The sequence below is a fragment of the Marinomonas shanghaiensis genome, assembly GCF_003259175.1.
Classification (GTDB): domain Bacteria; phylum Pseudomonadota; class Gammaproteobacteria; order Pseudomonadales; family Marinomonadaceae; genus Marinomonas; species Marinomonas shanghaiensis.
This window is the reverse complement of record NZ_QGOK01000016.1, coordinates 35897-52521: the sequence shown is the minus strand read 5'-3', so window position 1 is coordinate 52521 and position 16625 is coordinate 35897. Positions and strand designations below refer to the sequence as shown.

The following is a 16625-nucleotide window of genomic DNA, read 5'->3' as shown; positions in this document are numbered from 1 at the left end:
TCTACTTCTTTTGACCATAATAAGCATTCTTGCCGTGCTTACGCATGTAATGTTTATTCAGTAGTTCGTCTTGTACTTTGATTTGCTGATTCAACGCCCGAGTGCCAATCGCCATCGCAGAGATTTCTTCTAACACCACGGCATTATGAACGGCATCAAATGCATTTTTTCCCCAAGAAAAAGGCGCATGGCCAGAAATAATGGCACCGGGAACCGCCTCTTCATTAATACCTCGTCGGTGGAACTCCTCAATGATCACAAAGCCTGTATTCTTCTCGTAATCATTCGCAATTTCATCAGCTGTCAACATTCTAGTGCAGGGAATATCACCGTAGAAATAATCCGCATGAGTCGTGCCTAAGGCAGGAATATCTAATCCTGCTTGCGCCCATATAGTCGCATGGCGTGAATGGGTATGAACAATACCGCCAATCGTTGGAAACGCTTTATAAAGCTCTATGTGCGTCGCAGTATCGCTCGATGGATTCAGACTCCCTTCAAGGCGCTGCCCATCTAGATCAATGATGACAATATCGTCGACCGTCATTGCACTGTATTCCACACCAGACGGCTTAATCGCAATCACACCTCTGTCTCGATCAATTTCTGACACATTGCCCCATGTGAAGGTCACTAGACCATATTCAGGTAGCTGTAAATTGGCCTTCAATACTCTTTCTTTTAATGTCTGATACATGATGATTCTCGAAAAATAATCTGCATATAAGGATTTTCTAGCTTATTTAAAACGCCTCTAGACTCGGCACTTAAACGAATAGAAAGCACCGAGCCAAGGCTTTATGACTACTTTGATGCGGCTAAAATATCGTTGATCATTTTGTCACCATGCTCTTTAATAAAGGCATCCCAAACAGGCTTAACGGCTTGCTGGAAAGCCGCGCCATCGACATCTCGGTTGACTTTCATGCCATCTTTTTCCAATTGAGCAATCATAGAATCTTCTTTTTCAATACTCAGCTTGCGCTGCATCTCAACAGCTTCCTGCGCAACTTGCGTGATAATCGATTGATTCGCAGGGCTTAATTTATTGAAGGACTTTAAGTTCATCGTAAAGGCAAGAGGCGAATAAGCGTGTTGAGTCAAACTTAAGAATTTCTGCACTTCATAAAACTTAAAAGACAAAGTCACGCCGATAGGATGATCTTGTGCATCAACAACACCTGTTTCTAGTGCGGTATAGAGCTCCGAAACCGGAATTTGGGCCGGATTCGCACCTAGCATATTAAACATATCGTTTAAGGCTTTAGAATTATTGACCCTCATACGTAAGCCTTTTACATCAGCGGGAGTACGAATTGGCCCTCGGCTATTGGTCACATTACGATAGCCATTTTCTGGGTAACCTAGACCTTTTAAATCAAAGGCTTCCATTTGTTTAGAGACAGACTGACCTACCTCTCCATCTAACACTTTGTAAGCAGTTTGGCGATCAGGAAACATAAAAGGCAAGGTAAATGCAGCCGATTCAGGTAATAAGCCGGAGTAGTTATTCAATCCAACAATGGAGAAATCTACCAACCCAAAACGTGTGCTCTGAATCATTTGCTCGTCATTACCAAGCTGACCCTGAGGAAAGATATTGATTTTCACATCACCGTTCGTACGAGCCTCTACCTCTTTCTTAAAAAAAACGGACATATCTTGTTGCAGATCTGACTCGGGAGCAGCATGAGCTAACTTTAATGTCGTCTCTGCAAAACCTGAATTTGATAAAACAGCACACGAAACAACGGATACCAGACCAACACCTTTAAATAATCTTTTTATTGTTTTCATTATTTTCTCCTTGGGTTATCCAATAATAAATTTCATCGGAACAGTGATGATGCTAGGAAATACTATGAAGAGTATTAACAGCAAAACATAAGCGCCTATGAAGGGTAAAATGCCCTTCACAGAGGTGGAAATAGAGACTCGAGACACGCCGCACACGACATTTAAAACCGTGCCAACAGGAGGCGTAATTAGGCCAATCGAGGTGTTAATAACAAACATTAAGCCAAAGTAAACCGGATCAATTCCCGCCATTTTGACGATCGGCATTAACAACGGAACTAGAATTAAAATTGTCGGACTTAAATCCATCACCATACCGACTAAAAAAACCAGCAACATGATCACTGCCATTAACAAACGAGGGTTATCTATCATAGGGGCTAGAATTTCAGCCAGTTGTTGAGGAAGTTGTGCCACAGTAATCAACCATGCAGCGACCATGGCACACCCAACTAAAAACATCACCATCGCTGTAGAACGCCCTGCCCGACCCAGTACGTAATACAAACGTTTGAAGCTCAGCTCTTTATAGATAAAAGCGGATACGAAAATAGCGTACACAGCAGCGACAACCGCGGCTTCTGTTGGAGTAAATATACCGAAACGAATACCACCCAAAATGATAATCGGAAGAAACAATGCCCAGATTCCGTCTTTTAACGCTGCTACTTTCTCTTTTACGGTGGCTTTTTTCTGTAGTGTCAAATTCTCTTTGCGGACAATAAAACTCCATAGAAACACCAGTGTCACACCCATTAACAAGCCAGGAACAATACCGCCAATAAACAAGTTCTTAATGGAAATACCACCCGCAACACCAATCAAAATGAGCGGAATAGACGGTGGTATAACTGGGGCAATAATGCCACCAGACGCCAACAAGCCGATGGATGAGCCTTCTGGATAATTGGCTTTCTTCATCATTGGATAGAGGATACTGACCAAGGCAGCCGCATCTGCTACCGCTGAACCAGACAAACCAGCTAATAAAATAGAAGTGAAAATTGCGACATAGCCCAGTCCACCTTTACGATGACCCACAAAAGTATTAGCAAGACGCACAATACGTTCAGAAAGACCACCTGTCGCCATTACCTCCCCTGCGATCAAGAAGAAAGGAATCGCCAACAAGGTAAAGCTATCTACACCACCAATCAGTGCCTGGGACAAAATGTCTGCACTAAACAAATCCATATGTAGCATTAGCGCCATAGAAGACAGCAATAAAGCAAAAGAAACAGGCAGGCCCAGTAAAATAGATAAGATCAACACGCCAAGAAATATAAACAGAGTCATTCGTCATCCTCCTGTTCCAATAACCAGCTAGGATTAAAGATTCGAACCAGAGAAATCAGACCAATCAGCAAACCTGAAATTACCCCAGCTAGTGCAAATAATGCCGATGGTAGACCTGTTAACGGAGAGATATTATGCCAATTGGCTAAGGTTTGATTTAACGCACCAATGAATAACATGCTAGATGAAATGAGAATAACCAACCAAATAAGTCGGTTTAAAATCGGCACGGCAGATGGAAAAAAACGTTCAGAAAATTCTGTTACGGCAAGATGCTCTCCCCGACGCAACACAACGGCGGCTCCCAACAAAACAATCCAAACCAGACCTAACCGCGATAATTCAACAGATGAACGTATACCTGATGAAAAACCATAACGCAGAACCACATTGGTAAAGACCAGTACCACCATCACAGCCAAAATACTTGTGATCAGTACGTCAATAATCTTCCACATCCACTTTATTATTTTTTTCATGGTGTAAAACCTCTAAAAACTGAATGGGAAATCCCATTAACTGCTTTTTATACTTATTATTTTCGTTTGATCGTTTACTGTCAGAGTGTAGAAAACAGTAAAATCGACATTTATTCCGCAATACGGAATAATTTAAAACGATATTCCCGTATAATGACACAAAAATAAATTAAGTGAAGCTTTTCTGTACAGTTTTTTAGAAATTTGCGACTTAAGAAAAATAGGCATAAAAAAACTGCCTATCTTGATCACAAAAGATAGGCAGTTCAGTAGCGTGCATTAAAAGCGTATTTTATAGATCATAAAAAACATGACCCTAAATGAACTACCGCTTCTTCAAGATACCACTAGCAATGACGACGCCAATGCTGACGAAGATGAGTCCGGCGATAGAATAGCCTTCTAGGTGTTCGCCAAGGACTGGGATGGCGATGAGGGCAGCGAGTACGGGTGTGAAGGCGCCGATGGCGGCCATATTTTCAGCGCCAAGTTTTTGGATGGCGTAGCCATAGGAGAATCCGGTCATCAAGCCGACAAGTAAACTTTGCACAAGGATTTGCCCTGCTAACATGTCCCAAGACGCCTCAGCCAAGCCACTGGAAACCAGACCTGTTGCCCATAAAATAGCCAAAGCAATGAATGATACCAAGCCCATCAGCGCGGTTGAGACTAATGGTGGTAAGCCAGCAATCCGTAAACTGACGGTATACACCGCCCAGAAGAAGCTGGCTGCCAGCAGTAATAAATCGCCTTTCCATGTGTTTTCAGGTGCAGTCAGCAGCGACAAGCTGAACAAAACCAGAACTCCAGCACAGACAAAACTCAAGCCTATTTTGCGTTCACGGCTCACTTTTTCTTGATAGAAAAGCACGGCCAACAAGGTTACGAAGAAGGGAAAGGCACCAAGAATCAGTAAACCTGCGTGAGACGCTGGCGCGTATTTCAAACCGGTCGCGCTGAGATAAAAAAACGGCAACCCTGCACCACAAATGATACCGAGCAAAAGAATAGGAGATACTGCTTTAACCTGAGCTCTAGCGCGCCATAAGAAAGGAAACAGTAATAATGCTGGCGGAGAAAATCGCAGGATACCCAAATCGAAAGCGGTCAAAGTGTTGGTCATGCCGGCTCGCATACTGACCAACCAAGAGGCCCAAATCAAAATGCTCACGAACGCGGCACAGAGACCAAGACGAAAACCCCAACCCGTGGCGTATTGTTTGTATTTTGGTGGTTCTTGAGCGGACATGGTTGATGTGTGTTGTGTGACTGTTTGCGGCATAACCACCTCGCGGGAAATCGATAAGATTATTATCTGCCTTTACCTGCGAGCATGTCCTTGCTATTTAGCCTCATAAAAGGCTATTTTTTAGCATATAACACCCAATTAAAACCAATTAATTACTAAGTATGCCAACATGGATAAAACCGATCTAGACATTCTCTCCCATTTACAGTCCGATGGCCGTCTGACCAACGTTGCCTTAGCGGAAGAAATTCATCTATCGCCCTCGCCTTGTTTACGCCGCGTGAAGCAGCTTGAAGACACGGGTGTGATCGAGGGTTATCACGCCCGCATTGATCGCCAAAAAGCCGGTTTTTCCATGACGGTGTTTGTGGAAGTGCGTTTGAAAAGCCATGCTGGCGACAAACATATCGTATTTGAAAAAGCGATTTTGGAGATGGAAGACATCATCAGCGCGCATTTGGTATCTGGCATTGCAGACTACCGGCTCGAAGTGGTCGCGGTGGATCTACAAGATTACGAGCGTATTTTGAAAGCCTTGCAGTCCTTGCCTCATGTCAAAGACATTCAAAGCCACTTTGCCATTCGTTCAGTGAAAACGGCGGCACCATTGCCTCTAAAGAGAATGTCCACATAAGATCTCAAATGGGGCCTAATAAGCAACAAAACCGCTTATCTATCGATAAACGGTTTTGTTGTTAAAACGGAAAGCGTTATTTTTAGACTTTAAAACTGCCGACTTGCTGATCCAAAATTTTATATAACTGTGTAATGTCTTTGGCTTGCTGTGCTAGTAGGTCAGAGACAGATTGAACCGAGTCGGTTTGATCTTTCAACGACACCATGTTGCGGTTGATGTCATTAGAAACAATCGATTGCTCTTGCGTCGCTTGCGCTGTTTGAGCTGCCATTGCTTGAACTTTTGCAAATGACGCCTGTATACCGTTAAATATTTTAGTCACTTCACCAAAGTTGGTAACCGTAAACTCAGCATTGTCACGACTGTTTTGAATCGCTTTAGAGGATTCTGTGACATTGATTTTTAATTGTTCAATCATGCCTTCAATTTCATTGGTGCTGTCTTGGGTACGGGTCGCCAAGGTACGAACTTCATCCGCAACCACCGCAAAACCACGACCTTGTTCACCCGCGCGCGCTGCTTCTATCGCCGCATTCAGTGCCAACAAGTTGGTTTGTTCGGCAATATTACGAATCACTTCCAAAACAGAGGCGATACTTTCTGAACTTTTTTGTAACTCACCGGAGCGACCAAGGGCAATCTCGATATCTGCCACGAGTGTTGTAATAGCGTGTTGAGATTTATTGACTGCTGCCATTCCATTTTGTGTCAAATTATTCGAATTTTTCGCCTCATCCGCTGTATCACGTGCTACCGTCGCCATTTGTTGATTGGACATATCCATTTGGTGGCCAGCACTGACAATCGAAGCGGATGCATTAGATAGTACCGTAGTAATGCCTGAGGTTTTAGCCGCTACTTTATTTAGCTGTCCCGTCATTTCTCCCAAGGAATCAGACTGTTTGTGAATGCTGCTGATAATCCCTCTTAGACGATCCACAAAGTCGTTAAACTCTTTGGCAAGATCACCTAGCTCATCGTCAGTCGAAAACTTAATACGTTGCGTTAAATCGCCATCGCCCTCGGATATTTCACGAATGCGATGCGCCAAGTACGTCACTTGATTTGCTAGCGTTTTAGGGGTTCTGTAGCTAAACCAAGCGGCCATCAACAAACCAAGTATCACGATAACCAACGCAAACTCTTCAAAAACAAAAACTTGTTCTTCTATACGCTTCTTGGATAAATCTGCATGGTTGTTGACCGCTTCACCGGCTTTGTCTAGCATATTCCGCAATGCTTGGAAGTCTGTATTGGCTTTTTGTTCTGCCGCATCAAATCCTGGCTCACCCGGCTTCAGAGCCACAAACGCATTTGACGCATTTAGCCAAGTATTGAAGGCTCTTTCAAACTCTCCTAAAGATTGATAAACCTGTGGCTCATTCGCTAAATACTGGCGAAATAAATTAAAACGATCTTTTACCTGCTGTGCATTTTCAACGCGATCTTTTTCTTCATTAGCAAGATTGCCAATGCCAACCACAATTCGTTGCTCTGCAAGCTTGGCTTGGTAAAGGTCGCGATCCGCGTTTAAAATGGCAGCTGAGGCTTTTCCATAGGATTCAGCTTGTGCATTTAGAGCGGCGTTTAGTTGATTAATGATGTATCCCATCGATACGGATGCAACAATAAAGATAACACTCATAATCAAAACAGGTACCGAACTTTTTACTCTGATAGAATTTAAACGCATTGCTTTGTCTCCTAACAAAAACTATCGCTTTTACACATGTGATTAATGATAGAGTTGTTGATGCCTGAGAGGCAATGTGGATTAACAATTACCTACATTTATACTGAACTAAATAACGTATTAATACGTTTCTATTGACTTAACTCAATAAAAAACTAACTCATTGACCTTATTAACTTTATTTAAATGAAAAGCAAACTTTACCGATTGATAAAAATAGCGCTAAGCCGTAAAAGATCGCTTAGAAAATGAGAGCAGGATGGCAAGATTTTTCTGATAAAAACCATGAAAAGAGTATTTCAAAACATGACTTTTCCAACTCATAGCGCCAAACTTGCTCTAGCCGCTTGGTTAGAAACACACACCGAGTTTCGGCTACCCACTCACGCAAACGATCTGTCTAGTGCCCTCAAAGAGCTGGAAACCTCACCTCAATCCACCAGCTACCTAGCTCAGTTTATACGACTCAAACGCTACTTTAATCATGCGATTCTAGGCTTACTGGTCGTCTGTTTTTTGTTGGGTTTTATGGCGGTTCCGCCCGCTTTTGCGACAAGCCAATCCAATCAGGTGAATATTTTCTGGCTGTTCATTATCTTATTAGGATTTCATGCCCTAAATTTTGTCGTTTGGTTTGTCACTATGATAGCCACCATGAGACAAAACACAGAAAGCAAAGGTATGTTGCTAGGTCTACTGATGTTTCTTAACAAAAAGCTAAGTAAGCACTCACATATCAATACACACGTAAGTGCCGCTTACCTACACTGGCAGTGCGCCACGCGATCAAATAAGTGGTTAGTTAGCAGTATTTCTCACGGTGCGTGGGGGTGCTATTTATTAGCTGGCTGGCTTATGACCTTGCTCCTATTACTGACTAATCAAGTCAATTTTGTCTGGGAAACCACGTTATTAAGTGATGGTGCTTTTATTCAATTAACACAAGCCTTAAGCATTGTTCCTCAGTGGTTTGGCATGACTCTGCCAAATCAATTTGATATTCTCGCTAGCCGAGTGGATCTCGTTGCGCAAACGGCTAGCACAAGACAACATTGGGCGAACTTCTTGCTCGCAAGCATTATGTTTTATGGCGTCCTGCCTAGACTGATTTTCACTGTTTTCTGCTTGAGCATGTATCACATTAAACGTGCGACACAACCGCTTAGCACTCAGGAAAAAATCATTCAAAATCGCTATCGCCAACCAGAAAGCCAGCGCCGCACTGTCCTAGATGCGGATCATCACAGAGTAGAAAGTGGCTCTAAAAATATGGACGAAGCGCATAAGAACACGCTTCCAGACAGCGCCTATTCACACAACTGGGCTTTATTTGAATGGAGCCAAAACAAGCCTGAGTGCTTACACTCAGCCTCCTCCGTGTCTTTATTAAACAACCGAGAAGAACAGGATCGCTTTTTAGCCTCGTCCAGCGACGAGCCTATGTATGTTCTGGTCAATGCTGGACAGAGTCCTGATCGTGGCACACGACGCTTTTTCTCTCGAGCGGCCACGGTATATCCTTCATTATTGATGGTGATAACGGACGATAACAACGCCACATTTCTCGAAGACTGGCAGCGCCTCGCCAGAGAAACACGCCTTCACTCTTCACAACTCAATCAAAAGGACTAAGCCGTGTCGATTTCCCTTTTAGTGGTTGGCCACGCGAACACAGGAAAAACCTCCTTGATCCGTACTTTACTGCGCAAACAAGATTTTGGTGAAGTGAGTGACAGAGCCGGAACCACTCGCCACGTAGAAAGCGTTAAGATCAAAATTGGCCAACAATCCGCCATCACCTTGACCGACACCCCAGGATTTGAAGATTCTATTGGTCTTTGGCAAATCCGCCATTCAGACGCCTTTCGTTCTTATCAAGGCGCGGACTGGTTACTGCCCTTTTGTGAAAGTTCGTTCGCACGGGAAGAATTCGAACAAGAAGCAAAAATTCTAAAACAATTAACGAAAGCCGATATCATTTTATACGTGATTGATATCCGCCAAGCACCGTTAGGCAAATACCTTGATGAGCTGGCCTTGCTGGCCAGCGCCAATAAACCCATTATTCCTATTTTGAATTTCAGTGCATCGACCAGTGCCCATATGGAAGCATGGCGTAATGTCCTCGCTGAACGCCATTTGCATGCCGTCATAAAGTACGACACAGTGGCGTTTTATTTTGAAGATGAGAAGCGCCTCTATCAAAGTATTCAGAGCTTAATGCCTGAGGACTATGACACTCTAGCTCATCTCATTAAATCGCGCGAAGACGCAGCCCAGCTGCGTAAAACCATGGCAAGCCATCAATTGGCAGGATTGCTATTAAAAGCCGCCAGCACTCGTATTGAATGCACCTGTTATCCACCAACAGACGATGACTCGCAGATGTTTGAAAATAAAATACGCACACTAGAGAGTCACTTTATCCGTCAACTTTTGCGACTTTATGAATTCCAAGAAGAAGACTTAGTAGCCACACCGCTGGCCATTCAAAATGACCGCTGGCAACAAGATATATTTGCGAAAGAAACACTGAAAGAGTGGGGAATAGAGAGTGGCACCAGTGCGTTAACAGGGGCGGCAATTGGCGCAGGCATTGATGTCATGTCGGCAGGATTAACGCTAGGAACAGCCACAACCATTGGCGCTTTACTCGGCGCGACGTGGAAAACAGGACAGCATTATAAAGACACCCTGAAAAGCAAGCTGACAAAGCGCTACTTCTTGTGCTTGGATCACGCAACTCTGACACTCTTGTGCTTACGTGGACTCAGTGCCATTCACCACTTACATCAGCGTGGTCATGCTACACAAAAAGCTTATGAGCTCAATGCTCAAACGCAAAATGATGACTTAATTGCTCACATAAAACCGTATTGGAAACAGGCCCAACAGCACCCAGAGTGGGCAACACAAGAGCTGTCGGATAGCCACCCGAGCTTGCAAAAGTTACAAAGTCACTTAGAAAAAACGCTTGAGAAAAATACCGATTAACGATTAGTGAGCCTGCTGGAGTTCGCGATCTAAACGTTGCTGAGTGTCGTGCATCTGTTGCTCGCATTGTTTCATTAAGCTTACTACGTCGATCTCTTGTAATCCTGAGGTCTCAATCGGTGGTAACATTTCAACCAGTACTTTGCCATTGTCCCAACGGTTTAACTGCACTTGACCGTGGGTACTACTACATACCACCGGTACAATCGGAACGCCCGCTTGTACCGCGGCATGAAAAGCCCCCCTTTTGAAAGGCAACCAGCCGCGTCCTCGACTGCGAGTACCCTCTGGAAACATCCAAATAGACAGTCCCGTTTTTGTCATGCTAGAGACAATCTGATCAATGGTGGCAATCGCTTGTCGCCGATTTTCTCGATTAATCAGGAAGTTACCACTGGCCCAATACAAAATACCAAAGAATGGAATCCAACGTAGGCTGGTTTTACCCACGGTCACAACCCCTTTTGGCACAACCACAGCCAAGGTAAATAAATCAAAGTTGTTCTGGTGGTTCGCCACGTAGACGGCTTGAGGAATATTTTTTGCGGCTTGCGCCACTCGACCTTCAACCGATAAACCAAACAGAGGGCCTACTTGCGCAAACACTCTGCCCAAATAATACACACGATTTTTCGACCATAACGTCAGCAGGCAAAACACTATGCCAAACAGTGTTACCCCAAAAACCAGCAATAATAGCAATGTCATCCGTAGCAAAAGCAACATATTGGTGTCAACCTTCCTTAACAGCTTGAAAGATTCATTATTGTACACCTCAGGAAACGACCGTTTTTCCAATACCGTCGCGAAATAATCGCCTAGAGATGTACGTTTTAGTGCTTATGAAAAGCCTCGCGCCACTTATAAAACTCCTCTGCAATCAGAGGTTTGGAATAAAAATAGCCCTGTATCTTATCACAATGATATTGGTTTAAAAGTACCACACCTTCGGCATTTTCAGCGCCTTCCGCTGTTACTTGGAAGCCCAGGCTATGGGATAAATCGATAGTGGCTTTGGTAATAAATTCATCGCCTTTATTGGTATCAATGTATTGAATAAAGGCGCGGTCAATTTTCACTTCATTCACGGGCAATTCACGCAAATACGATAACGAAGACTGGCCTGTACCAAAGTCATCAATAGCAAGATGAATACCCATTTTTTGCAGAGCATTTAAAACATTAATGACTTTCACACGGTCTTTCATCACCGCACTTTCCGTGACCTCTAAGGCCAAGGCCCGCGTCGGCAAGCCATTTGCTTTTAACGCCTCCGACACCATAGTCGGCAGTTGCTCATCCAACAGATCCAAAGCAGATAGGTTCACCGCCACACGAATTTCGTCGCCTTGAGACCACCATACGCTCAACTGTGCTAGGACGGTATTAATCACCCATTGAGTCAGCTGCTGAATGTTACCCACACGCTCTAATAAACCAATAAACTCATCTGGTGGAAGAAAGCCTAATTCAGGGTGAATCCAGCGAATTAACGCTTCCGCTTCGTGACAATCATTTAATGCCACCCCCACTTTAGGCTGATACACCACAAACAATTGATTGGATTGCAACGCCATTGGTAGATCACGAATAATCGTTAACTGACGACGGTGGTTTTCATCCTGACCTACTTCATAAAACACGCATAACTCATTCGAATCTCTGGCTTCATCGGCCACAATGTCCAATCGTCGCATTACGCTATTAACACTCGACGTTGCATGCTCAAACGGCAATACTGCAATACTGATGTCCAAACGAATACCTGAACCCGTTTCCACTTCAAACTCTTCATTGAATAAACACTTTAACTCAATGCAATCGTCTACAGTAATGGGACGGTCGAGAATCAATAAGAATTTGTCACCACTTAATCGCGCCAACATACTGACTGACGACCATTTTTGCAGGCGCTCAGCCACTTTAGAGAGCAATATGCTGCCCGCATCAAACCCCAGCATATTGTTAATGTGTTTAAAGTGACGAATATTAACCAACACCAAACCGCCTTGTTCTTTGGGCAGCTGCTCACTTAAATATTGCTCGACAGCACTCTGATTAAACAACCCCGTCAGTTGGTCATGAGAAGCTCGATAGGTCAGCTCAGCCTCCCTATTAATAATAGAATCCTGCATGGTCTTCATGGTATTGGACAAAACACCAAATTCCCCTGCGATATCCGGTGCCTGTACTGGACCTTTCGTACCACCCAGTCCTATTTGTGCCGCATAATCCACCAATCGATTAATGGGCTGCGTCATATTACGAGCAAGCGCCACACCAAATAACAATGCCAATGCCAACGCACCAGCAAAAATTAACACCAACTGACTACGGGTGTTATTGTAGCTTGCGAGCCAAGGCCCATAGGGTAAATGAATGATCCCCCATTGAGTTGGGATACCTAAATCCACACCAAGTGACAAATAGTTTTCACCATCGGAAAACACAGGAGACTCAAGAATATTTTCAACATCACCAATACTATTAAATAGCCTTACCTTCTCATCCGTTGGCAAGGTTGAAAAGCCTGCCAATTTTTCTTCATCATTGGTCTCATAAACAAAACTAATATCCAGCCCTGTGACGTTTTTAATTTGTTCAGCTAACGCCTGATCCAATAAAAACGCCATACCTACCCAAGCAATGATATTGGGGGCTCTTACAGGCACCAACACCAATTGATAAGCACGATTGTCAAAATCAATCATGGTGCTGATCGAAGCGCCGCCAGAGCGACGAGCGGACAACACAAGCTCAGAGATGGCACTGCTCATGTTCACTTCTTGGGTCACACTGATCATTTCACCTCGTGGTGAGACCAAAAGCGAAATGTCAGCATTAATACGGGCACCATGATTTTGTAGAACAGACTGCAAGGTGCCTGTTTCTCGCGTCGCTACCGCTTGTTTAAAGCCAAAATCTGACGTTAGTATTTCAACGCCTTTGGTTAACTGCTCCGCGCGTGCTTCCAGTAATAAGTCAAATACTTTGCGCGAGACATCAATAGAGTCTACGCCCTGCCTGTAATTGTCTTTCTTTAATGATGATAATACCGCCAACGCGGTACCCAGCTGGGCTAGCGCAAGCAGTATTAAAACAAACATAATCAGTCGTGCTTGAAAGCTTTTCAATACTCTAAAACCTCTTTGATGCTAATGACCTAGGCTGCTGAGCAGACGCTCAAAAAACACGCATATCTATGGATAATAGGGCCAATTTAAATTGTATGCCATATTCTCATGAACGATCTTGTATTTACGCAAAATTTAACATAAGTTATCAATTTAAACTTCTGTTAATTCACTTATGAAAGATCAAACGTACCGAGTTTATCAAGCCATCAAAGTCGATCCACTTGCTTCACAGCAAGCCATTGCAAACCGACTCAACATGAGCCGAGAATCCGTCGCCGGTCATATCATGCAGCTGACTCGACAAGGCTATATTTTAGGCAAAGGCTATTTGCTTGCTGAGCAAAACACCTATGTTGTTCTAGGGGGGGCCAATGTGGACATCAACGGCCATAGCAGTAAAAACCTACATTCACATGACTCAAATCCAGGCACTATTAGCCAAAGCCCAGGCGGTGTCGGACGTAATATTGCCGAAAATTTGGCACGTTTAGGCGAACATGTACATTTGATCGCCCCCATCGGATTAGATCAGCGTGGCGATTGGCTTATCGAACAGACCCGTTTGAGCGGTGTGGAAACGCACAACGTCTTACGTCATGAGACATTACCCACAGGCACCTATCTCGCCATCAATGACAGCAATGGCACCCTACAAGCCGCTATCGCTGACATGCGCATTATCGATAACCTAGAGGAACAAAAGCTCATCAGCAAACAAGCGCTGTTACAAAGTGCTCATCGTATTATTATCGATGCCAATTTGCCCGCTGATATTATTGCTTGGCTCGCCCAACAACCGCTATCAGCCCATTTTATCGCAGACGCAGTTTCTACCGCAAAAGCGCCTCGTTTACGCGCTATATTGCCTAAATTAGCCGTGCTCAAAGTCAATCAAGACGAGGCTCGTGCGATTCTCGATTGCACCGAATCCGACCCAGAACCCCTCGCAAAGGCCTTAGTATCGGAAGGGGTTGGGCAAGTCTTACTCAGCCTAGGCAGTCAAGGCCTACTTTACGCAGACACGCAACACACGGTTCGACAAGCTTGCTACCCGACTCAAGCCGTTAGCGATACAGGAGCCGGAGATGCACTATTAGCGGGCTATTTAAGCGCTTGCCAACAAAACATGAACCTAGATCAATCACTGTCTTTTGCACTGGCCTGTGCCGCCATGACACTAGAAAGCCCTCATGCCAATAACCCAGAACTGACTGTTCAAACTGTTACCCAATGGATAGAAAAACAATGAACCAATACCTAGACATACACCCAGACGTTGCCGCTGCGCTTGCCGCAGGAAAACCCGTTGTTGCACTCGAAAGTACCATTATTTCTCATGGTATGCCGTGGCCACAGAACGCCGAAACCGCCAAAAAAGTGGAACAGATCATTCGTGATAATGGCGCAGTGCCTGCCACCATCGCGATCATTGATGGTCGACTAAAGGCAGGATTAAGCAACGACGAGATCGACACCTTAGCGAAAGCCGGTTTATCGGTCACCAAGTGCTCTCGTCGTGATTTACCCTTTGTCGTGGCTCAAAAACAACACGGCGCCACAACGGTAGCCGCTACCATGATTATTGCCGCCATGGCAGGCATTAAGGTTTTTGCCACTGGCGGCATTGGTGGTGTTCATCGCGGTGCACAGCAAACTTTTGATATTTCTGCGGATTTACAAGAATTGGCGAAAACCAATGTCGCTGTTGTCTGTGCAGGCGCAAAATCCATTCTTGATCTTGCGCTAACCCGTGAATATTTGGAAACTCAAGGCGTGCCAGTATTAGGCTATAAAACCGATGTACTGCCTGCTTTTTACACCCGTGAAAGTGATCAAACGGTAGATTACAACATGCAGTCTGCAGGTGATATTGCCGACTTCATTAAGGCAAAATGGGGAATGCAATTGCACGGCGGAGCGATTATTGCGAACCCAATTCCGGAAGCCTTTGCAATGGACAAAGCCGCTATCGATGCAGCAATTAATCAGGCATTGACGGAAATGGAAGCGCAAGGTGTCGTTGGTAAAGAATCAACGCCCTTTTTACTTGCACGTGTTGCAGAGTTAACCGGTGGTGACAGTTTAGCGAGTAATATTCAATTGGTGTTTAACAACGCACGTTTAGCGGCCGAGATCGCTTCCGCACTTTAATCAAGTGAACGACATGGCAAACACCTAGGTTTGTCATGTCTAAACTGGCCTCAGCTCTGCCAATAATTGTCTTTCCAGTAGTCGATTTGATCGTCAGCCAGAAAACTCCAAGCAACAAATCGACTGATTTTTTGACCTTGCGCCATATCAATCGTCTTCACCTGACGAGCACCCACTTCTTTTAAGCTACGATATATCGTCTCTAAGTTCGCCTGACGCGCCACTAAAGAAGTAAACCAAAAGCAACGATCAGCGTATTGCGCACTCTCTTTAATCATTCGTGCGACAAACCCCGCTTCACCGCCCTCACACCAAAGCTCTGCCGCGGTACCACCAAAATTCAGCACGGGCTTTGTCACTACTTTACCTTTTACACCACGCCATTTACGTTGTGACTCATCCACCATCGCTGATTCACTGGTATGAAACGGCGGATTGCATAAGGTCAAGTCAAAGCGGTCTTTCTCTTTCCAGACACCATCAAACAGCTTGGCCGGTTGCGTTTGTAAACGCGCCACGATCGCGCCTTTTAAACAAGCATTAGACTTCACTATGGTGTCACAGGTTGCCACAGCAACAGGATTCACATCGGAACCAACAAACTGCCAGCCATATTCTTGATGACCAATAATCGGATACACGCAGTTTGCTCCAACTCCCACATCTAAGACTTTTACCCCTTTTCCTCGAGGAATGACACCTTCATTACTAGCGGCTAATAAATCGGCAAGGTAGTGAATGTAATCAGCTCGACCGGGAATTGGCGGACAAAGATAGCCAGGTGGAATATCCCAAAAAGCCACGCCATAAAAATGATTGAGCAAGGCACGATTTAATGCTTTTACGGCATTGGGATTGGCAAAATCAACCGACTCATTGCCGTATTGATTCAGTTGAATGTAGTTGGAAAGTTCTGGGCAAGAATCCGCCAATAAAGCAAAATCGTAACGCGCACGATGCGGGTTGCGAGGATGAAGCTCTAATTTGTTAGTGCGTTTGCTTTTTGTATTCTTGCTTTTTAAGACCACAGGGATGCCATTGTGTTAAACCAAAATGCGAGTATAACCGAATTCCTCATCAGGGACTAAATCTGCTGATACGTCATCACTCTAGAATATTACGGCTCTGGATAAGGAATTAATGTTTTTGCAACGTCTTCAATGAGTGTTCTAAACCATTTTACAGCAGGGTC

Annotated in this window: 14 protein-coding genes; 5 read left to right on the top strand and 9 right to left on the bottom strand. The window is 44.4% G+C overall.

Annotation, left to right across the window (positions count from 1 at the left end; genetic code table 11):
• Position 1: 1 nt before the first annotated feature.
• The 5 genes from DKT73_RS13490 to DKT73_RS13470 form a co-directional block, all read right to left on the bottom strand.
• Positions 2-697 carry an L-ribulose-5-phosphate 4-epimerase gene (locus DKT73_RS13490; protein ID WP_111639082.1) on the bottom strand — a complete coding sequence of 232 codons (696 nt, stop codon included), beginning with the start codon at positions 695-697 and terminating at the stop codon, positions 2-4.
• Positions 698-804: 107 nt separating this feature from the next.
• A complete protein-coding gene (locus tag DKT73_RS13485; RefSeq protein WP_111639081.1) occupies positions 805-1797 on the bottom strand; it encodes a TRAP transporter substrate-binding protein in 993 nt (330 codons plus the stop codon).
• Positions 1798-1812: 15 nt separating this feature from the next.
• Entirely contained in the window at positions 1813-3093 is a 1281-nt protein-coding gene (locus DKT73_RS13480) for a TRAP transporter large permease subunit (RefSeq protein WP_111639080.1), read from the bottom strand.
• On the bottom strand, positions 3090-3572 hold the full coding sequence (locus DKT73_RS13475; protein ID WP_111639079.1) for a TRAP transporter small permease: 483 nt from the start codon (positions 3570-3572) through the stop codon (positions 3090-3092). Before DKT73_RS13475 ends, DKT73_RS13480 begins: the two co-directional genes overlap by 4 nt.
• 325 nt (positions 3573-3897) lie before the next feature.
• The gene (locus DKT73_RS13470) at positions 3898-4854 is read right to left on the bottom strand and encodes a DMT family transporter (protein WP_111639078.1); all 957 of its coding nucleotides are present in this window, start codon (positions 4852-4854) and stop codon (positions 3898-3900) included.
• A 136-nt stretch (positions 4855-4990) separates the two neighbouring features.
• On the opposite strand from DKT73_RS13470, the gene DKT73_RS13465 reads away from it, so the two are divergent.
• Entirely contained in the window at positions 4991-5455 is a 465-nt protein-coding gene (locus DKT73_RS13465) for an Lrp/AsnC family transcriptional regulator (RefSeq protein WP_111639077.1), read from the top strand.
• An 82-nt stretch (positions 5456-5537) separates the two neighbouring features.
• Here the strand turns inward: DKT73_RS13465 and DKT73_RS13460 are convergent, their stop codons facing one another.
• Positions 5538-7151 (bottom strand): methyl-accepting chemotaxis protein, encoded by a 1614-nt coding sequence (locus DKT73_RS13460; protein WP_111639076.1) that lies wholly within the window; start codon positions 7149-7151, stop codon positions 5538-5540.
• Between the two features lie 306 nt (positions 7152-7457).
• Between DKT73_RS13460 and DKT73_RS13455 the strand changes: the two genes are divergently transcribed.
• Positions 7458-8783, top strand: a complete 1326-nt coding sequence (locus tag DKT73_RS13455) for a DUF2868 domain-containing protein (RefSeq protein ID WP_157959188.1) — start codon at positions 7458-7460, stop codon at positions 8781-8783.
• 3 nt (positions 8784-8786) lie between these two features.
• On the top strand, positions 8787-10145 hold the full coding sequence (locus DKT73_RS13450) for a DUF3482 domain-containing protein (protein WP_111639074.1): 1359 nt from the start codon (positions 8787-8789) through the stop codon (positions 10143-10145).
• Positions 10146-10148: 3 nt separating this feature from the next.
• Here the strand turns inward: DKT73_RS13450 and DKT73_RS13445 are convergent, their stop codons facing one another.
• Entirely contained in the window at positions 10149-10871 is a 723-nt protein-coding gene (locus tag DKT73_RS13445; RefSeq protein ID WP_111639073.1) for a 1-acylglycerol-3-phosphate O-acyltransferase, read from the bottom strand.
• A 107-nt stretch (positions 10872-10978) separates the two neighbouring features.
• Positions 10979-13279, bottom strand: a complete 2301-nt coding sequence (locus DKT73_RS13440; RefSeq protein WP_232827880.1) for a bifunctional diguanylate cyclase/phosphodiesterase — start codon at positions 13277-13279, stop codon at positions 10979-10981.
• A gap of 175 nt (positions 13280-13454) precedes the next feature.
• Here DKT73_RS13440 and DKT73_RS13435 point away from each other — a divergent pair, with 175 nt between their 5' ends.
• Both DKT73_RS13435 and DKT73_RS13430 read left to right on the top strand, forming a co-directional pair.
• Positions 13455-14531, top strand: coding sequence for a carbohydrate kinase (locus DKT73_RS13435; protein WP_111639072.1), 1077 nt, complete (start codon positions 13455-13457; stop codon positions 14529-14531).
• Positions 14528-15433, top strand: coding sequence for a pseudouridine-5'-phosphate glycosidase (locus DKT73_RS13430; protein WP_111639071.1), 906 nt, complete (start codon positions 14528-14530; stop codon positions 15431-15433). Before DKT73_RS13435 ends, DKT73_RS13430 begins: the two co-directional genes overlap by 4 nt.
• Before the next feature lie 50 nt (positions 15434-15483).
• Here DKT73_RS13430 and rlmF read toward each other — a convergent pair whose 3' ends face one another.
• Positions 15484-16461: a 23S rRNA (adenine(1618)-N(6))-methyltransferase RlmF gene (gene rlmF, locus DKT73_RS13425; protein ID WP_111639070.1), complete on the bottom strand. Its 978-nt coding sequence runs from the start codon at positions 16459-16461 to the stop codon at positions 15484-15486.
• Positions 16462-16625: the final 164 nt, after the last annotated feature.